The organism is Bacillus sp. DC4300-2b2 (assembly GCF_049895685.1).
Taxonomy (GTDB): Bacteria; Bacillota; Bacilli; order Bacillales; family Bacillaceae; genus Bacillus; species Bacillus safensis.
In genome coordinates this window covers 843149-861778 of the sequence record NZ_JAFCSW010000002.1, presented here as the reverse complement: position 1 = coordinate 861778, position 18630 = coordinate 843149, and the positions used below count along the sequence as shown (strand labels likewise).

17 protein-coding genes are annotated in these 18630 nt (G+C 40.8%); 8 read left to right on the top strand and 9 right to left on the bottom strand.

Features of this window, described 5'->3' with window-relative positions:
• Positions 1 to 40 precede the first annotated feature (40 nt).
• From ACP69X_RS09365 to ACP69X_RS09345, 5 genes are all read right to left on the bottom strand, one after another.
• Positions 41 to 1147, bottom strand: a complete 1107-nt coding sequence (locus ACP69X_RS09365; protein ID WP_073979240.1) for an ABC transporter ATP-binding protein — start codon at positions 1145 to 1147, stop codon at positions 41 to 43.
• A gap of 143 nt (positions 1148 to 1290) precedes the next feature.
• On the bottom strand, positions 1291 to 2166 hold the full coding sequence (locus ACP69X_RS09360) for a helix-turn-helix domain-containing protein (RefSeq protein WP_426052627.1): 876 nt from the start codon (positions 2164 to 2166) through the stop codon (positions 1291 to 1293).
• A 20-nt stretch (positions 2167 to 2186) separates the two neighbouring features.
• Positions 2187 to 2396, bottom strand: coding sequence for a YheE family protein (locus ACP69X_RS09355; protein WP_003211787.1), 210 nt, complete (start codon positions 2394 to 2396; stop codon positions 2187 to 2189).
• 152 nt (positions 2397 to 2548) lie between these two features.
• The gene (locus tag ACP69X_RS09350) at positions 2549 to 3907 is read right to left on the bottom strand and encodes a YheC/YheD family protein (RefSeq protein ID WP_073979238.1); all 1359 of its coding nucleotides are present in this window, start codon (positions 3905 to 3907) and stop codon (positions 2549 to 2551) included.
• Positions 3864 to 4976 (bottom strand): YheC/YheD family protein, encoded by a 1113-nt coding sequence (locus ACP69X_RS09345; RefSeq protein ID WP_426052626.1) that lies wholly within the window; start codon positions 4974 to 4976, stop codon positions 3864 to 3866. Before ACP69X_RS09345 ends, ACP69X_RS09350 begins: the two co-directional genes overlap by 44 nt.
• Before the next feature lie 214 nt (positions 4977 to 5190).
• Here ACP69X_RS09345 and ACP69X_RS09340 point away from each other — a divergent pair, with 214 nt between their 5' ends.
• The 5 genes from ACP69X_RS09340 (at position 5191) to ACP69X_RS09320 (ending at position 11083) form a co-directional block, all read left to right on the top strand.
• Complete coding sequence (locus ACP69X_RS09340; protein ID WP_426052625.1) at positions 5191 to 6324, top strand: DUF445 domain-containing protein; 1134 nt, start codon at positions 5191 to 5193, stop codon at positions 6322 to 6324.
• 121 nt (positions 6325 to 6445) lie between these two features.
• Positions 6446 to 6802: a YlbF family regulator gene (locus ACP69X_RS09335; protein WP_024425750.1), complete on the top strand. Its 357-nt coding sequence runs from the start codon at positions 6446 to 6448 to the stop codon at positions 6800 to 6802.
• 451 nt (positions 6803 to 7253) lie between these two features.
• On the top strand, positions 7254 to 8120 hold the full coding sequence (locus ACP69X_RS09330) for a Cof-type HAD-IIB family hydrolase (protein WP_426052624.1): 867 nt from the start codon (positions 7254 to 7256) through the stop codon (positions 8118 to 8120).
• A 113-nt stretch (positions 8121 to 8233) separates the two neighbouring features.
• Positions 8234 to 9733 (top strand): coproporphyrinogen III oxidase, encoded by a 1500-nt coding sequence (locus ACP69X_RS09325; RefSeq protein WP_426052645.1) that lies wholly within the window; start codon positions 8234 to 8236, stop codon positions 9731 to 9733.
• 75 nt (positions 9734 to 9808) lie between these two features.
• Entirely contained in the window at positions 9809 to 11083 is a 1275-nt protein-coding gene (locus tag ACP69X_RS09320) for a lysine N(6)-hydroxylase/L-ornithine N(5)-oxygenase family protein (RefSeq protein ID WP_073979234.1), read from the top strand.
• A 37-nt stretch (positions 11084 to 11120) separates the two neighbouring features.
• On the opposite strand, the gene ACP69X_RS09315 is transcribed toward ACP69X_RS09320, so the two are convergent.
• The 3 genes from ACP69X_RS09315 to ACP69X_RS09305 form a co-directional block, all read right to left on the bottom strand.
• Positions 11121 to 12344, bottom strand: a complete 1224-nt coding sequence (locus tag ACP69X_RS09315; RefSeq protein WP_073979233.1) for a cation:proton antiporter — start codon at positions 12342 to 12344, stop codon at positions 11121 to 11123.
• A gap of 3 nt (positions 12345 to 12347) precedes the next feature.
• Positions 12348 to 12845 (bottom strand): cation:proton antiporter regulatory subunit, encoded by a 498-nt coding sequence (locus tag ACP69X_RS09310; protein WP_024425442.1) that lies wholly within the window; start codon positions 12843 to 12845, stop codon positions 12348 to 12350.
• 63 nt (positions 12846 to 12908) lie between these two features.
• Positions 12909 to 13235, bottom strand: coding sequence for a potassium:proton antiporter (locus ACP69X_RS09305; protein WP_231120144.1), 327 nt, complete (start codon positions 13233 to 13235; stop codon positions 12909 to 12911).
• A gap of 181 nt (positions 13236 to 13416) precedes the next feature.
• Here ACP69X_RS09305 and ACP69X_RS09300 point away from each other — a divergent pair, with 181 nt between their 5' ends.
• Entirely contained in the window at positions 13417 to 14190 is a 774-nt protein-coding gene (locus tag ACP69X_RS09300) for an enoyl-CoA hydratase (RefSeq protein WP_081378179.1), read from the top strand.
• A gap of 31 nt (positions 14191 to 14221) precedes the next feature.
• Here the strand turns inward: ACP69X_RS09300 and ACP69X_RS09295 are convergent, their stop codons facing one another.
• The gene (locus ACP69X_RS09295; protein WP_047202901.1) at positions 14222 to 14410 is read right to left on the bottom strand and encodes a YhzD family protein; all 189 of its coding nucleotides are present in this window, start codon (positions 14408 to 14410) and stop codon (positions 14222 to 14224) included.
• Positions 14411 to 14581: 171 nt separating this feature from the next.
• Here ACP69X_RS09295 and ACP69X_RS09290 point away from each other — a divergent pair, with 171 nt between their 5' ends.
• A complete protein-coding gene (locus ACP69X_RS09290) occupies positions 14582 to 15796 on the top strand; it encodes a metallophosphoesterase family protein (protein ID WP_073979230.1) in 1215 nt (404 codons plus the stop codon).
• Positions 15797 to 15812: 16 nt separating this feature from the next.
• Positions 15813 to 18599 carry an AAA family ATPase gene (locus ACP69X_RS09285; RefSeq protein WP_426052623.1) on the top strand — a complete coding sequence of 929 codons (2787 nt, stop codon included), beginning with the start codon at positions 15813 to 15815 and terminating at the stop codon, positions 18597 to 18599.
• Positions 18600 to 18630: the final 31 nt, after the last annotated feature.

Below are 18630 nucleotides of genomic sequence, written 5' to 3'. Positions count from 1 at the left end.
ATCACCCAATTATGAGTGATGGCGCTGCTTTTATATCTGTTTATTCTGCTGATCGAATGCGCAGCTCCGTATCCGAATCAAAGAAATGGGCTTTGTTCATATTAATCGCAAGAGGGATAGACTGTCCGGCCTGTACATCGGTACGAGAATCAACACGTGCAATAAACGATTGATCATCGATAGAAGAATAAAGCATCGTTTCTGCTCCCATCAATTCAGCTACTTCTACGTCAGCATTAATTTTTGTGCCTTCAGACGCCTCTATAAATACTGGTTCATCGTGAAAATCTTCTGGTCTGATGCCTAGTATGACATCCTTTCCAATATAGCCTTGACTGCGTAATACTTTCATTTTTCCTTCTGGTACACGAATATGTGTTTTTCCAACCGCGATGGCGCCGTCAGAGAGCTTTCCTGTAAAAAAGTTCATCGCTGGTGAGCCAATAAATCCACCTACAAACACATTCTCTGGGTTTTCATATACATCTTTCGGCGCTCCAACCTGCTGAATAAAACCATCTTTCATCACAACAAGGCGGGTTGCCATTGTCATGGCTTCAGTCTGATCATGTGTCACATAGATAAATGTCGTTTGCAGACGCTGATGAAGTTTAGAAATTTCAGCACGCATCTGAACACGGAGTTTTGCATCTAAATTAGAAAGCGGCTCATCCAAAAGAAAAACCTTTGCATCACGTACAATCGCTCTGCCAAGGGCGACACGCTGTCTTTGGCCGCCAGACAGTGCTTTTGGTTTTCTGTCTAAATATTGCTCAAGCCCCAATATTTTAGCGGCATTTCGAACCCGCTCATCAATCTCTGCTTTCGGAAACTTCCGAAGCTTTAATCCAAAAGCCATATTATCGTACACATTCATATGAGGGTATAATGCATAGTTTTGGAAAACCATTGCGATATCCCGGTCTTTCGGTGCTACATCATTCATCCGTTTTCCATCTAACAGAAAGTCTCCTTGTGAAATTTCTTCTAGACCTGCAATCATGCGAAGGGTTGTTGACTTTCCGCAGCCAGATGGACCAACAAACACAATAAATTCTTTATCTTCTATATGTAGATTAAAGTTGTCTACTGCTGTTACCTTGTTATCGTACACTTTATAAATTTGATTCAGCATCATTTCAGCCATTTGATGTCAGCCTCCCCAGCCCTCTTTTTTTGAAAGCGCTTTACTAGTAAATAAAGTGTATAAAATGAGGAAGAGTCTGTAAATGGACAACGTGCACAACATCCTATTTTCATTTTTGGGCAGGATGCTCATGCTTTCGTTCTTTATGAAAGATCAAGTAGAGTCATCATCAAATAAGCAGCTGATGCTTCTGGAAAATGTCGTATATCTAGCCCAGTGCGCTCAATAAATTTATCAATTCGATATTGAAGACTGTTTCTGTGAACATATAACGCCTTTGCTGCCTTGGATGCGTTTAAATTACATTGCATATAGGTCATGAGAGTGCGGTAAACATCCCGGTCAAAGACCGCTTCTTTAAAAGCATCTGATATAGCATGAGAGAGGGCGGATGTATCATAACAAATGAACGATGGCAGGCATTGATAAAATGTTGCTACCCCTGATCTAAGCTTTTCTCGCTGCATGTGGCATACAAAGAGCTGTTGTTCATTTAATAATCTTATCTGTAAATGGTCATTTGGCAAATGCAGCTGCCCTTGTATAAAGACTGAGTCTGTTAAAAAATCACTTGTAATAGCCAAAGACAAATCATTTAACTGATCTAATTGACTGTTTTCTGATGTGGCATTTGGTTGAATCAGCATAGCTGTTTTAGGGCCTGTCCATAAGAAATGAGTATGTTCGAGGCTGTTATTCACAGCCTCTTTTATTTGCTGTCTTTGTTCTTCTTGATGGATCATTTGAAAATAATAAACACGGACGGGATGTTGGATAGTTAGTGGTTTGTTTTCAAAAAGATAGCTGAACCATCTTTGTTCACCCTCGGTCTGCGCTTTTTGAAATAGATCAATTGGTGTAAGAAAAGAGTTGAGAAGAAGTGTTTCTCTTGCTGTAAGCTCCGATTTGTCTACTCCAAATATTTCGCCTTCGTCTGTTTGATACCAAAGAATTTGTTTGTCATGAGTAGGTGTGCTGATGATATGGTCTCCGTAAACAAGTTTTAATTTTTCTAACATGGCGGGGCTCCTTAAACAGTTTAATCATAGACATGGAATAGCATTAATTCGTGGATTTCTTCTTTTAAGGTTGGTTCAACTTCATGGGGCGGAAGCTGAGAGCCCCATTCAATGTCACCTGTTTTGTGGTAGATGCCTTCATAATGCGCACCATTGTGGAAAAAGGATATTTTCCAGCCTGGCAATTGTGCTTTCTTAAAAAGGGGTTTCCATTGGAAATGAGAAATCATATCATCATTGCCTCCTTGCTTTTATTGATGAAACAATAAACAAACACGACAACACGGAAACAACCTTGAACTTGATTTAATTGTATCTCATCTTATGAAAAGAGCATAGAAAAAGCATAAAATTAAGAGAACGACATGTGGCAAAAATGCAGTCAGTAGACGTTCGCGTGATCTGAAGTGGTGAGGGCCGTTTTTGAAAGGTAAGATGCGTATTCCATGATTCTTTTCCCAATCAGCCATTCTGATTTTTTCAAAGAGACATGCTGGAAAATCTCTCGGCCAGGGCGAGAATTCGCTTCGAACATCCAAATTGCACCTGTTTGATCAATGCCTAAGTCAAAACCAATTTCACCAATATGCCCGGACATTTTTTTATCTATCACCTGGCTAAGCATGATGGCAGTATGAGAAAGCTGCTGTAAAATCTGCAAACACTTCTTTTCTTCTGGAAAGACAGCATAAAGTGTTTTCACCGTTCCCCCGTGTAACTGGTGAGTCGTGATGGTATGATCTCCAGAAACCTTTGCTGCTGCTGCTGTGACTGTCCAATCACCTTCTTTATTTTTATTCGTATGAACTCTGAAATCCATCGGTTGATTGTCTATTTGAAGAAGCTCAATGCCTTGTTGTGCAATAAAATCATGAATTGCATGATCTTTTCGCAGCCTTTGAACAAACTGATCTATTGAATCATATGGAATAGCCCTGCCAAAATTTGAGCATACAGTGATTCCGTGATCTTCCTTTTTTAACCGATAAATACCGTCTCCATGACTTCCGTTCGTCGGTTTTAAGTATATAACTTGATGCAGGTGGAGAAATGTTTCAATTTTACTTAGAGCGTCCACGGGATCTAATTGTACAGAATGTGGGAGAAAGGACCATGTTTTTTCATCTGTTAATAGTTGTTCATGAATCTCCCATTTATTAAAAAAGTAAGGGTTGAACCAAGGGATATCATAGTCTTGAGTGAGTTTTCGCTTCGTTTCTTGAATGAGTGCCGACTGAGCAGCTTTTCTATTTGGAAGCCGGTCATAAATGACTGACGGAAGGGGAAGCTGTTTTTTAACCCATGAATCTTGCTGGTACAACAGTCCTTCTACAATTCCTTTTTCCCAATCAATAGAATGTGACCCAAAAAGATAGGCAAAACCAGCATGCTGTCTGAAAGAATGCAGCAGTTTGATAAAAAATTCTGATCTCGTTCCTAATGGCTGTGTGCTTTGCTCAAAACCTGCAGTGAAAATGCCCATCAACGGCCCTATAAAAAGTGTATGGTCAATGATGATCACATCAGCTTTTGATTGATAAGGAATCAGTAAATCTCTGTATAGATCTTTTGATAATAAAATTTTATTTGGATGTCGGTGATAGGAAATGTTGAAGCCATCTACTAAACGTGACCCTATAGCAAGAGAATAGATGGACTCTTTCTGTTTATAATGGTCGGGAAGATGAATTGTTTTTTCACTTGTGAGGTGTGGGGCGATGATGCAGCGATTTTTGTTCATAAGAAACCTCCTTCGGTTGAGACTTCATCGATTGCGCATGTTCAAGAATGGTATGAATCAATTGATGTTCCTTTTCAGGGTAAGCTTTTAAAAAAGCGTACCGTCCTGGCTTTGATCTGACATTTGATATGAATAGCCTGCCTTCACTTGTATGAAGTAAGTCTACTGCGAATTCAAAGAAAGGAGAGTAGGTTTTATCTATATATACTGGGATTGATGCCTGAATGGATGCAATATCATCTAAAAGGAGCTCCTTAATGTGTGGCTGTAATGTATTAAGATAGTGTTCAAAGCCTATCACAGGAGGTGATTTTTGTGTATGACTTAAAAGAATATTTTCTGCAGGTGATTTTGTGTGAATCCCCATGCGTTTCCATTGATTTTGTGAATCTTTCATAAGAGAAATCCTGATTTCATTGAATAAAAGTTCTTTTTGATCACTCGTGTTGAAAAATTGAAGGAAATACCTGCCTGCATATTTTTTGCACCAGCGCTCAATCTCTGACGCACGAGAAAATGTAATGATTTGATTGGAACTTAGCTGAACGGTGAATGTTGATTTGCCATCAAAGGAAATGAAGTAAGTATATGCTGCATGCTGCTGGGAGAGAGGCTGCATTCTGCAATAACCGCCAGCCCCGTTCTCCTTTACCATATTGATCAGGTCTGCGGACTCTTTTAATAATGAGCAGCCAGGTAAATATGGATGTAAAGAAGGGAGGAGACGGAGCTGCTCAAATAGCACCATTTTATTTGAAATGCCGGTATTCAAAAAATCTGTTTTTGGATACTTTTTTAGCCATTCCATGATGGGTTTTGCTTTTTTAGATTGTGCGTCATGTCGGTAAAGACATCGGTCGTAAATCAAGTCGGGGATTGGAAACTGTGCGTCAGCAAACCCTTGGTCATGCGTATATGTTTGGCCTTGTATCAAATTTGAAGCCGGTTTTAAATCAAGTGGAGTAAATCGAACAACCTTTAAACGATAAGAAGGGGCAGCTTTGGCGAGCTGACGTGTAAATGCCTCTTCATACTGCGCAGAAAGGGTTACAATACCTAATGTAGTCATTAAAAAACACCTTCTTTTCAACTTCTTTTTTTACCACCACAAAAACATTTTTTTATGATTTTACATAAAGCTTACGCTCCTTTATCATTACGACAGATCGCTTGATCATATGTCTCGCTGCATGCTTCATTTGCTTGGGAACTTGACAACAACTATAATACGTATAGATCAAAACAATAAACATCAGGTGTTGTTTGAAAGGTAGATGACGACTTTGAATATATTCACAACGTTTATCTTTATGATTGTTATCGGCGCAGTCATAGGAGCAGCGACAAACCATCTTGCAATTAAAATGCTTTTTCGGCCTTATAAGCCATATTACTTATTCGGAAAACAGCTTCCATTTACACCAGGGCTTATCCCTAAAAGAAGAGACGAAGTAGCCAAGCAGGTTGGTGTCATGGTTATGGAGCATTTGCTCACGCCAGAAGGTATTCAAAAACGATTTGAATCATCGGAGTCAAAGCAGGAGATCCTGCGTACAGTCCATCGATATATTGACAAAGGCGCAAATATGGAGATCACCGTATTCTCCTTGCTAGAAAAATTTGGCGTTACAGAGGCTGATATCAAAGCAGATGAATGGCTCCATCAGTGGTCTGACCAGAAGCTCGCTTCACTGCTTGAAACATATAACCAGCAAACTTTATCTGAATTGCTCCCGGTAGAAGTGGAAAACAAAATATCATCAAAAATTCCAGATGCAGCAGATTATATTTTAAAGAGAGGCATTCATTATTTTGAAAGTGATGAAGGCAAAGCCAGGCTTGGCAATATGATTGATGATTTCTTAAAAGAACGGGGAATGCTTGGCAGTATGGTCCAAATGTTTCTAGGGAATTCAAGCTTAATTGATCGTGTACATCCTGAAATCATCAAGTTTTTAAGAAACGCAGAAACAAAAAGATTTTTATCAGATTTGCTTGTTAAAGAATGGGACAAGGTGAAGCAATTTTCTCTTCATGAGCTTGATGAAAAATGGAATGTGAAGGAACTTATTTTTAGTGTGAAAAACCAATTGCTTTCTCATTTCTCTACAAAGCTGATATTAGACAAACCAGTTGGAACATATGTCAGTGCTGTCGCGGATGATCTTAAAACACACTTTGTGCCAGTGTTGATTGATAAGGGGATAGGAGCGGCTTCAAATGCTATAGAGGGTCTGCTTGCAAAGCTGCAATTTGAAGATATTATTCGTGAACAAATTGAACTTTTCCCGCTTGAAAAAATGGAAGAGCTTGTAGTCAGCATCTCCAATAAGGAGCTGAAGATGATTACATTTCTAGGCGGTCTTTTAGGCGGGATGATTGGTGCTATCCAGGCTGTTTTTGTGGCGCTATTCTAAGACGAGTTAGAGAAATTTTGATGAATTCATTGTATATATGTGAAACGAAAGCCATAGTTTGTTATAGTGGAGTGGTGTCCGCCGATCATATCGGTGATAACGGATAGAAAGGAGACATAACATGTCTGTAAATCTTTACGATGTTGCATATGACCTTGAAAAAGCATTACGTCATAGCGAAGAATATTCAACTTTAAGAAATCTTTATGATGAGGTAAACGCGGATGAGTCCTCTAAAAGAATGTTTGAGAACTTCCGTGACATTCAAGTAAACCTTCAACAAAAACAAATGACTGGTCAAGAGATCACACAAGAAGAAGTGGAGCAAGCTCAAAAAACAGTTGCGCTTGTTCAGCAGCATGATAAAATCTCTCAGTTGATGGAAGCAGAACAACGTGTGAGTGTTCTTATCGGTGAATTAAATAAAATTATCATGAAGCCACTTGAAGAGCTTTATGGGAATCCAGAAGAAAACTAATGGAAAGGGCGATGTCATTCGCCCTTTTTTGTTTTATCTTTTCTCTTCAATATCTTTTAAAAAAAGGTTGTCGAAGCACATAAATTCTGCGATAATACTTATATTGAAAGTGCTTTCAAAAAGGCGCTATCAAGGGACAATTGGGTGCGTTTCACTTGGGATTTATGGCAGTGAGCCAAACGAGAGAGAAGCGCTTCTGGGAGAAACGCAAAGCATCATAAGGGGATCTGATATAAGCAATGCTTTGGTGTGTGAAAGATAAGGGGATCATGGGGAGCTTCATCACTCCATTGTAACGCATCCAAACCATACATAAAAAAAAGCCTAGGGGTAGGCTTTTTTTATTTATGAATCATTCATAACCTGTGGCTCTTTCAACTGCATGTTCTAAAGCACCAAGCTAGGGCATATCCTCATCGTAAGTACAGTCATCAAGAAGGGGGATGCCTCAGTGTCAAAAAAACTACTTGCACTCAATATAGATGGGACGTTACTCCGTTCCAATGGTAAAATCCATTCCGCTACAAAAGAAGCTGTGGAATATGTAAAGAAAAAAGGGGTTTACGTGACGATTGTCACCAACCGGCATTTTCGTTCTGCTCAAAAAATTGCCAAGGCGTTGAAGATTCCAACATCAACCCTTGTGACGCATAGTGGTGCATTTATCGCCGATAAACTCGATGAGCCGCTTCATGTGAAGAAATTAACGGAAGAAAAGACATTTAATCTTGTGCAAATCCTTGAAAGCTTCGATTGTAATGTCCGCTTGCTGCATGAAAAATTCTCGATCGGCAACCGGAAAAAAACGCAGTCTCAGCTGATGAGCAAGACGCTCATTCATCCGTCTGATCCAATTTTCTATCCCGTTCAATTTGTTGAATCGTTAAGTGATATGCTGATGGATGAACCGGTCAGTACACCAGTGATTGAAGTATATTCGACAGCGGAGCTTCAGCCTGAGATTCACAGGACCATTCAACAAGCATTCCCATCTATTGATCTTATTAGGATCAGTGATGAGAAAATGAATATTGTCTGCAAAGGGGTTTCGAAAGAAGCGGGACTTTCTCTCTTAACCTCTGCACTCGGTTTTACTTTAGAAGATACGGTCGTTATTGGACATGGAACAGATGACATTCCAATGCTTGAATTGGCTGGTTTAGGCGTTGCTATGGGAAATGCCCCCAATGATGTCAAGCGCAAAGCCGATTGGGTGACGCGCTCGCACGATGAACAGGGTGTGGCTTATATGATCAAGGAATACTTTAGAATGCAGCAAAGAGAAGGATTTTTACATCAATTCGATACTAAACGATAATACAGTGAAGGCTCTGTCAATCAACAAATGACAGGGCCTTCGTCTGTTCACTTCATTGCTTTTCCTACATGAATTTTGTAAAATGAAACAAGTTTGAAGATAAAGGTGATATGATGCGAATTTTAATTAAAGGGCTGTCAGATGAACGATTTCATCGCCCGCTTGTCAATATAGCCAATTTATTTGAAGAAGATAGTGAAGTGATATTTGAAACAAGTGAATTTGATGATGGTTTGGTCATTGAATTTAGTTGTAAGGAAGAAAATGGCATGGTGGAAGCGTCTGGCCATATCGATGGGTCAGATATCACCAGTCGTTTTTCACGGGATCTCCCAAAGAACTTGAACGATAAGGAGCGCTGGAAGCAAATCAAAAACACAGTGCTGTCTGTTTATTTACACTTGCTTCAGGAGCACACGGGAATGACACAAAAGTGGGGGATTCTCACAGGAATACGTCCTACGAAATTGCTTCATAAGATGCTGAGAGAGGGCATGTCAAAGGAAGATGCACATGCGGCATTAAAGCGTGATTACTTGATTCATGATGAAAAAATCAATTTGATGCAGGAGATTGTCGACCGTCAGCTTAAAGCCATTCCAGATCTGTATGACCTTCAGCAGGAAGTGAGTATTTATATTGGCATTCCTTTCTGTCCCACAAAATGTGCTTATTGTACGTTCCCTGCTTACGCCATTAAAGGACAAGCTGGTAGAGTGGGAACGTTTTTGTTTGGTCTGCATTATGAAATGCAAAAATTGGGCGAATGGCTAAAAGAACATGGGATCAAAGTGACGACCGTTTACTTTGGCGGAGGCACGCCAACGAGCATCACAGCGGAAGAAATGGATTTGCTGTATGAAGAAATGTATCGCTCGTTCCCTGATGTGAAGCATATACGGGAAGTAACTGTCGAAGCAGGGCGTCCGGATACGATTTCCCCTGATAAGCTAGAGGTGCTAAACCGCTACAATATTGACCGGATTAGTATCAACCCGCAATCGTATGAGAAGGAAACATTAAAGGCTATTGGCCGGCATCATAGTGTGGAAGAAACGATTGAAAAGTATCATTTATCAAGACAGTACGGCATGAATAATATCAATATGGACTTAATCATTGGATTGCCGGGAGAAGGGCTCAAAGAATTCCAGCACTCCTTGCAGCAGACTGAGGAACTCAAGCCTGAATCTTTAACTGTGCATACACTTTCCTTTAAAAGAGCATCTGAAATGACGCGCAATAAGGAGAAATACCAAGTAGCAGACCGAGAAGAAATCACACGTATGATGGATGAAGCAGTCACTTGGACGAAAGCACATCATTATCACCCATATTATTTATATAGACAAAAAAATATTTTGGGGAATCTCGAAAATGTCGGGTATTCATTAGATGGACAGGAAAGCTTGTATAATATCATTATCATGGAAGAAGTACAGACGATCATTGGCATTGGATGCGGTGCAGCAAGTAAATTCATTGATCCACGATCAGGAAAAATTACGCAGTATGCCAATCCAAAAGATCCAAAATCGTATAATGACCGCTATGAACACTATACAGAAGAGAAAATTCAATTCCTTGAATCATTATTTGTTTCTCACGTTTAAACACTGCGATGACGCAGTGTTTTTTTCATTTGTAAAAGGGTATATAAGTGATAAAAAGTTAAAGCAGGTGTACATATGATAGATGTGATCGGAATTGGGATTGGGCCCGCCAATTTAGGATTGGCCGCTTTGTTAGAGGAGTATGAGGATGTCTCATGCTGTTTTTTTGAACAGGAGTCTAAGTTTGCTTGGCATCCTGGTATGCTGATCAAAGGAACGGATTTGCAAGTTTCCTTTTTAGCAGACCTTGTCACAATGGCGAATCCAAGGGGCAGGTATACATTTTTAAACTATTTACATGAATCAAATAGACTTCACCGGTTCTATACATTTGAACAGTTTGATATCCCGCGGAGAGAATTCAATGAGTATTTATCATGGGTGGCAGGAGAATTAGACAGCTGTCAGTTTGGGATGAAGGTAGAAGAAGTGACGGACTGCCAAGAAGGCTACCTTGTGAGAGTCAGACGATTAAAAGATGGTTCGCTTTCTGAATATCGTGCAAAGCATGTCGTGTTAGGCACAGGAAGCAAACCGATGATTCCAGTCGATGTGCCTGAAGCAGCATACCCATATGTGACCCATAGCAGCCGTTATTTAGATCAGCAGAAATCACTTCACGAAGCTGAGTCGGTGGCGGTGATCGGTTCAGGGCAGAGTGCAGCCGAAATTTTCTTAGACCTGCTTCAGCATCAAAAGAAAGGCCAGCAGCTTTCGTGGTTTACGCGTTCTAGTGAATTTAGAGAGCTGGAGACGGCAGAGCTTGGCCAAGAGCTTTTTACACCAAAGTATGTCGAGTATTTTCATTCGCTTCCTTATGAAGAACGTATGAACACATTGCCTAGGCTGACAGGATTAAGAAATGGCATCGATGCATCGACGCTTTCGCGCATTTATCAGGAATTGTATCATCGCTCTGTTTCAGGTGAAGAGCCATCTGTGATCATTCAGCCAATGACCGAGCTTGAAGCGATTCAAATAGGAGAGCAGCAGCCTTTGGAGCTGCACCTCAAACAGTGGCAGCTGAAGAAAGAAAAAAGCATAACTGTAGATCATGCTGTAATGGCTACAGGGTACACACCGAATATTCCTGAATGGTTTGACGCATATGAACCTTTGATTGAATGGGAAAGTGATGAGCATTTTAAAGTGACAGACGACTTCAGGCTTGTGTTTAAAGACAAACGTTCAAATCATTTCTTTACATTCACAAATCTAGATCATTCTCATGGAACGGCGGCGACCAATTTGAAACTATCGGTCTACCGCAACCAGAAAGTCATTCGAACCATGCGCGGGGTCGAGGAAGCGCCAGTCAAGCAAGAAACTGCATTTCAGCAATTTGAATAACACATAAAAAAGGGCCCAAGCATAGGGCCCTTTTTCATTAGATCGTCGTTTCTTTTTTTACTTTTTGTTTTTCAGGTTTCCATTTGAAGATTTTGTTGAGGATTTGATAGATTTTCTTAGATTCTTTCGTTACGAGCGGTCCTAAGATCGCAAGGATTAAGACATACAATGCAGCAAAGGGCTTCAAAGTAGCAGCAAGTCCGCCGGCAATGCCAAGCTCGGCAACAATGATTGAAAACTCTCCTCTCGATACGATGGTTAATCCAATATTAGAAGAGGCTTTATGAGAAAATCCAGCTCTACGTCCAGCGAACATTCCGGCAGTGAAGTTCCCAATTAAGGTAAGAATCACAGCGCCGATCGCAAGCCAGAGGGCATCACCCAATGTAAACGGATCGATACTGAGACCAAAGCTGAAAAAGAACATCGCTCCAAAGAAATCTCTAAACGGAACCACGAGATGCTCGATGCGGTCAGAGTGCTCTGTTTCTGAGAAAACAAGACCAAGTAAGAGAGCCCCAATAGCCTCTGCTACATGAATCGTTTCTGAGAAACCAGCGACAAAGAACAAAGCGGCAAATATCACAATGATGAACACTTCGTTCGAACGGATATCAAACAACTTGTTTAATAGTTTTGGCAGCTTCCGCGCAATGATAAAGAAAAGCATCATATAACCAAAAGCGATTAAAATCGATAATAAGGCACCGCCAACAGTAGTGGCATCTCCTAGGACAAGACCTGATACGACGGATAAATAAACGGCAAGAAAAATATCCTCAAACATAATAATCCCTAGAATTAACTCTGTTTCAGGATTTGCCGTCCGTTTCAAATCGACAAGGACTTTGGCCACAATGGCGCTGGATGAAATGGTGATCACCCCTGCCATAATGAGAATCTCAAGGAATCCAAACCCTGTGATAAAACCGTAGAGCAGTCCTAAGCTGAAGTTGATCAAAATATAAATAGATCCGCCGACTGCAATGGATTTACCCGATTTAATGAGCTTTCCGACAGAGAACTCAAGTCCAAGATAGAAAAGCAGGAACAGGACGCCCATTCTTCCAAAAAACGAAATAATCTCGGTGCTTTCGATAAATTTTAAATCAATGATCCCGATAGTTGGAGCATGCGGCCCAACAATCATTCCGAGGACGATGAGAAATGGGATGATAGAAAATTTAATTTTATTGGCGATTAAGCTGGCGATGGCGATAAGAATAAGCGCCGTCCCAACTTCAAAGACTAAATGATCCATTCATCACTCTCCCCCTCTAGAAAGAAAATCACGTACCAATCGCTTCAAGTGTTTTCTTTCTCCCGAAATGACCATCGTATCATTTGCTTGAATAATCGAATCGGCACCAGGGTTGAGTAATTTTTCATTTGTATGTTTAATGATCGCAATCACGGTGACTTCATAATTTTGTCTCACATCTAAATCACCGAGTGTATGTCCAACCGCTTTTGCACCTTTTTCCACCTTAAACCATTCAATGATCAAGTCGTTGAAGGCCATTTCAATGGTTTCTAGTGCCTGCGGTTTATACACCATACCGCCGATAATAGCAGCGATTTGCCGGGATTCAGCATCATCGAGTGAAATGGTAGATAGCACTTCATCTGGATCATCATCGTCAAAACGATAAATTTCCCGTCTGCCATCATCATGAATCACAATCGTCATCTTTTCTCTATTTCTCGTTTCAATTTCAAATTTCTTTCCGATCCCAGGAAGATCATTTTCTTTAATGTTCATTTTATCCCTCCGAATTTGATAGGCTGTGTTTTCGTATAGTAAATACGGATGAAATAAAATGAATCAGTAGAGGTAATTAGATTGATACATAACGGGGATCGCACACTTCATTTCCAAAAAACATAGATCAATGGATAATGCAGCTGATGGGGAAGGCTTTGACAGAAAAGCTTTGGCATCTACCATTGATAATCTGTCCTTCAACAGAATGGATGAAGCATGTTTTTTTGAAAATGATGGTGTCTTCACAGCATTGATTTCTTCATCATAGATGGATGGAGAAATAAGGCTAGGTGTGCTCGCTTCTGCTTGTGACGCAAAAACGACATTTGAAAAAGGAGAAAACATGACGATGAAGCTAACCAATATCATGATGGAACATCTGATCAATCATCCTCCTCCTTTCAAATTTATTTTCTTTCTTATTTTACTATATAAAAATATATTTCTTGTTTCAATGATTATGCTTATTTTAGTATCAATTGATCTCGAAATTTTTTGTTTATAGAAAAAGGTTTTACTTGATGGAAATGGAAGTAAGTTATGAGCTTTTAAACAAAAAGGGGGATGGATGATGACATATATCAATTGTCAGTTAGACGGGGATGTTTTTGAAATCGTTTTCAATAGGCCTGAAGCTTATAATTCGTTTCATGTGGACATGTTTGCTGAATTCAAAGAAGCATGTGATGCAGCGGAGGAAAGCAGTGCTAAAGTCGTTATCATCAAGGGAGCGGGAAAAGGGTTTTCAGCAGGCGGAGATATTGGGATGATGCTTAAGCAGGAAAGTGAAGAAGATTTCCATCGTGTGATGGATTTGATCGAGGGAATTACACTTTCACTAGCTAGTATGAAAAAAGTGACGATTGCGCTTGTCCACGGGTCAGCGGCAGGCCTTGCTTTTAGCTTTGCCCTAAGCTGCGACTACTTGTTTATGCATCAGGATGCAAAACTCGCCATGAATTTTAATGGAGTAGGATTAATTCCAGATGGCGGGGGGCATTTTTTCCTCACAAAAAGACTCAGTGAGCAAACCGCTAAACAATTGATTTGGAGCGGACAAAAGCTGCCGGCTGAAGAAGCGTTAAATCTGGGCCTTGCAGACGGGGTGTTTCAGGATGAGGTCGATACGTACCAAAAAGTGTGTGTGAAGCCGTTTATGAACATGCCGCTTCAAGCCTTTATTGAAACAAAGATGATCTATTTCCAGCAGTCAGAATCAAAGCTCTTAGCAGTTCTTCAAAAAGAGAGAGCAGCACAGGCAAGACTGAGAAAAAGTCATGATCATAAGGAAGGTATACAGGCCTTTTTAGAAAAAAGACGACCTGTCTTTCAAAAAGCATAGATGAACATAAGGCCGGCGAAAGCCGGCTTTTTTAACGTTCAAATAAAAGCAGCTTGCCTGCTTGATTAACGAGTCGATGGGAATGCTTTGTGTATTGCTGTTCCATTAAGCGATGACGCCCTAATTCCTTTGCCTTCTCGTCACTATCCGCTGTGATTTTTTCATTTAATAAAGTCTCACCCGACCGGTCAAATACGGTTAAAAAGTATGTCTTCTCCAATCCTCATCTTCCTTTCCTCTGTTTTTAAAGTAATTATACATGGAATAAGACAAAACCTCTTTTTTAGCCCTTAAAAATGTGTTTTGTAGAATGAGAGTGATAGAACGTGCATTCGTAAAAATGGCATGATAAAATATGGACAATGACAGTATCGGACAAGGAGATAGACGTTTGACTAAGCTCACCTTTATTCATGCCGCAGATTTACATTTAGACAGTCCATTTGCAGGAATGTCGACTATACCTAATTCTATATTTAAGCGGCTCAAAGAAAGTACATTTCAAAGTGCTAAGAACATGTTTGATCTTGCCGTTGCGCGAGAAGTAGACTTTGTGCTGCTGAGCGGAGATTTATTTGATGAATCCAATCGCAGCCTGAAAGCACAGCTTTTTTTAAGAAACCAGTTTTTAAGACTGCAAACACACGGGATTAAAGTCTTTATTATTTATGGGAATCATGATCATTTAGGCGGTGAATGGACACCGATTGAGTGGCCTGAGAATGTACATGTCTTTTCGAGCAGTAAACCAAGTGAGCACTCCTATTATCGAGGGAATCAGCTTATCGCGAGTATTTATGGGTTTAGCTACAAAGAGCGGGCTGTCTATGAAAATATGACATCTCATTATGTCAAAACAACAGATGCTGCCTATCACATTGCGATGCTTCACGGCACATTAGCCGGGCAAGAAGGCCATGATGCCTACGCCCCATTTCAGCTTCAGCAGCTCCTTTCGCAAGATTTTGATTATTGGGCGCTCGGACATATACATAAAAGAGCCCTTCTGCATGAAGATCCATATATTATTTATCCTGGTAATGTGCAGGGCAGACATATGAAAGAAACGGGAGAAAAAGGCTGTTACTTGATTCACCTCTCAGAAGATTCTCACACAGCGGATTTTATCAGCTGTGCAGATATCATATTTGAGACACTTGTAATAGACATCACAGAAACGGCTCATATGACCGATCTTGTCACACTTGTGGAAGGAAAAATCAATGAGCTGAAAGAGGAAGGCATTCCTCATTTTGTCAGAATTGAATTGATAGGTGATGCGCCTTCTTACTTTGAGCATACACAGCTTGAGGTCCTCGAGGAGCTGATGACTGTTTTTCATGCGCAGGAGGAAGATGAAGACGTGTTCGTTTGGGTGATGTCAATTGACTGCCGAACAAATGAGGAAGTGATCTATCCAGAGGATTCTTTTTTGAAGGAACTCACTACAGAAATTGCACAGTTTGAGTCATATGAAGAGCTGCTTTCACCGATCAAGCGTCACCCAACCTACAGAAAGTCAGGAAAAGCGCTCACAAAAGAGGATGAAGTGGATATAAAAGAAGAAGCACAAAGGCTGCTGACGGAACAGCTGAAGCAATTATGAGAAAAGGAGAGGTATGATGAAAATACGTTCACTCCATATAGCGAATTTCGGGAAATTTTCAAATCGAACCTTTCACTTTTCTGATGACGGTTTTCAGCTAGTTTACGGCCTGAATGAATCGGGGAAAACGACATTGAAGGCGTTTATTGAGTCGATGTTATTTGGTTTTTCAAAAAACAAGATGTACAAGTCGAAACAAGGTTCTTTCTATGGCGGCTCCCTCACTTGCTTAGATGAGGAGTTAGGTGTCATTCACATTGAGAGATCGTCCGATCGAGGCGGTCAAGCACAGGTGTTTTTACCGAATGGTGAAGTGAAAGACGAAGCATTTCTACGGGAACTTTTAAAGGGAACGGATCGCAGATTATTCCAATCAATCTACTCATTTGATGTGTTTGGACTGCAAAATGTCCAAGCCTTAAACGAAGATCAAATCGGTGAATTTCTGCTTTTCTCAAGTTTATTTGGCTCAGATGCGGCCTCCAAGATGGAGAGCAGGTTGCTTAAGCAGCAGGAGCAGCTGTTTAAACCAAATGGACGCAAGCCAGAATTAAACCAGCAACTTGATCGTTTAAAAGAGCTGACTGGCCAGCTGAAACAAGCTAGATTGGCAGAAGGCCGCTATACAGAAAAAAAACGGGAGCATTCTGAATTCATAGAGACGATCGCAGCGCTTCAAAATGAAATGAAGCAGACAGAAGAACAGATTCAGCAGTTAACTGAATACATTCGACTTTATCCCATGATAGAGAAGAAGATGGAGTTAAAAAAAGAATTAGCCCGTTATCCAGAACGAGTCAAACGCTTTAAAGCAGAAACAGAGCATGAATTGGATAAGTTAGAATCACACCTTCACCCGAAAAAGGCTCAAATGACTGCACTAAAGCAAAAATTAGATCATTTGCAAACCACGATGGCACAAGTTCAACCGGTTCATGACAAGGATACGTTACTGGAGATGAAGCGTGTCGTTGATGAAACTTCTCATGCTGAACGTGTCAAAAATCGCTTAGCTGAATGTAAAGCAGAACGTGATTCATTGAAACAAAAAATGGACGAAGCCGCAGCGAAGCTGAAGTGGCAGCGTTCAGTCAAGCTCGATCAGATCGACGACTCCCTTGAATTTGAGTGGGAATTAAAGGAGGCTGTCAGCCAATATGTTCGTTTAATGGACAGAAAGGCACAGCTGGATGACCGGTTTGATCATGCAAGACATGAGCTGGAAGAAGCGGAAACCGCTTTAAAAGGATTAAAGGAACAGCAGGCCAAATCGCCGAGTACAGTGGAAACTGGGGAAAAAAGAACAAAAGAGAAACAGGTTCATTCCCGGGCGTGGTTATTCCCTGTGATGGTGATGTTCGATGCTGCATTTCTGCTTGTCCTTTTCTTTTTAACAGAATGGTGGATTACTTTCTTATTTGCGGGATTTTCTGTTTTTGTCTTCTTTGCTATTTACCCATTTTTGAAATCGACACAGGTGAAACAGGGAAGCGGCGGGGGAACATTCGATTCCTTCCAAGTGCAGGCAGCTTCAGCTGAAACGCTTGTGAGGCAGAAGGAGCTTTTGTACGAAAGGATCATCCGGCAATATGAAGACTGGGAGAAGGAGCTGGAACCTGTCCAGCAGCAAGTAGAGGAAAAGAAAAGACAGCTGGGCTTGTCCTCAGAGCTTTCTTTCCTTGTAGAAGCCTTCCTTATTCTGAAGCAATTAAAAACGGATACAGCGGAATATGAGGGGCTTAGCCGGGAAATAGACGAGCTTGCCGGCCAGCAATCCAATTATGAGCACAGGGTGGAAGCGTTAAGCAGTCTTCTTCAACGAAAGGAAAGCACCATTCAAGAGAATATCTTGGCCTTTCAAGAGATATTGAAAGATGAGGCGAAAAGAGAAAAAGAACGTCAAACATTGGATGTATCGATTCAACATGTGAAACAACAGATCACGACGCTAGAAGGCGAAATTGACTATTACGAAAAACAAATGGACGCGCTTTTTCGTCAAGTAGAAACAGAGTCCAAAAAAGATTACCAAATCCTTTCTCATTTATCGAAAGAATATCGGGAACGGCTTTCCCATTTGCAGCAGCTGAATCAAGAGCTGCATAGAAGCGGCTGCTTTGATGAGGAAGAATCGATTGTTCGCAAAGGATTGCGTCTTCTTGAAGAAGAGTGTGCGGAAGCAAAGCAGCACCTGAATAATATACAATTGAATGCGTCGAATATGGAAAAACGTCTGGCAGAACGAGCAGTGGAAATCCGCCAAATAGAAGCTTCAGGTACGGTGTCTGATTTGACTCATCAGCTTGCAGCAGAGCAGGAGCATGCAAAGCACCTTGCGAAAAAATGGGCGGCGATTCAGCTTGTCCGCTCTGTCATTCGAGGAAAATTGAATGAGCATAAAGAAACAAGGCTGCCAGCACTGCTGCAAACAGCTTCCCGCTTTATTCAGCCGTTAACAAATGATCGATATGAAGCCATTTTATTTTCACCCGAGGATGACCGGCTGATCGTGAAAAGGGTGGATGGACGAATATTCCGCCCAGAGGAGCTTTCACAGGCAACATGTGAACAAATCTATCTGGCGATTCGTTTTGCACTCGCCTTGTCTCATCAGCAGGAATGTCAGCTTCCGTTTATGATGGATGACAGCTTCGTTCATTTTGATCATGTTCGTCTAGGAAGAGTGCTGGAGTTGATGAATGAACTCACGCGTTTTGAAACACAGCTGTTTTATTTTACCTGTCATCAGCATATGGCGCAGGCAGCAGAAGATGGACAGATTACGAGTTTAGCAGTTGAATGATTGACAAATAATGACTTATGTTATACTTATA

Bases quoted from the DNA above. Each gene is read 5' to 3' on its own strand.
- ACP69X_RS09365 (WP_073979240.1), bottom strand. From the start codon at position 1,147: ATGGCTGAAATGATGCTGAATCAAATTTATAAAGTGTACGATAACAAG.
- ACP69X_RS09360 (WP_426052627.1), bottom strand. From the start codon at position 2,166: ATGTTAGAAAAATTAAAACTTGTTTACGGAGACCATATCATCAGCACA.
- ACP69X_RS09355 (WP_003211787.1), bottom strand. From the start codon at position 2,396: ATGATTTCTCATTTCCAATGGAAACCCCTTTTTAAGAAAGCACAATTG.
- ACP69X_RS09350 (WP_073979238.1), bottom strand. From the start codon at position 3,907: ATGAACAAAAATCGCTGCATCATCGCCCCACACCTCACAAGTGAAAAA.
- ACP69X_RS09345 (WP_426052626.1), bottom strand. From the start codon at position 4,976: ATGACTACATTAGGTATTGTAACCCTTTCTGCGCAGTATGAAGAGGCA.
- ACP69X_RS09335 (WP_024425750.1), top strand. From the start codon at position 6,446: ATGTCTGTAAATCTTTACGATGTTGCATATGACCTTGAAAAAGCATTA.
- ACP69X_RS09325 (WP_426052645.1), top strand. From the start codon at position 8,234: ATGCGAATTTTAATTAAAGGGCTGTCAGATGAACGATTTCATCGCCCG.
- ACP69X_RS09320 (WP_073979234.1), top strand. From the start codon at position 9,809: ATGATAGATGTGATCGGAATTGGGATTGGGCCCGCCAATTTAGGATTG.
- ACP69X_RS09315 (WP_073979233.1), bottom strand. From the start codon at position 12,344: ATGGATCATTTAGTCTTTGAAGTTGGGACGGCGCTTATTCTTATCGCC.
- ACP69X_RS09310 (WP_024425442.1), bottom strand. From the start codon at position 12,845: ATGAACATTAAAGAAAATGATCTTCCTGGGATCGGAAAGAAATTTGAA.
- ACP69X_RS09300 (WP_081378179.1), top strand. From the start codon at position 13,417: ATGATGACATATATCAATTGTCAGTTAGACGGGGATGTTTTTGAAATC.
- ACP69X_RS09285 (WP_426052623.1), top strand. From the start codon at position 15,813: ATGAAAATACGTTCACTCCATATAGCGAATTTCGGGAAATTTTCAAAT.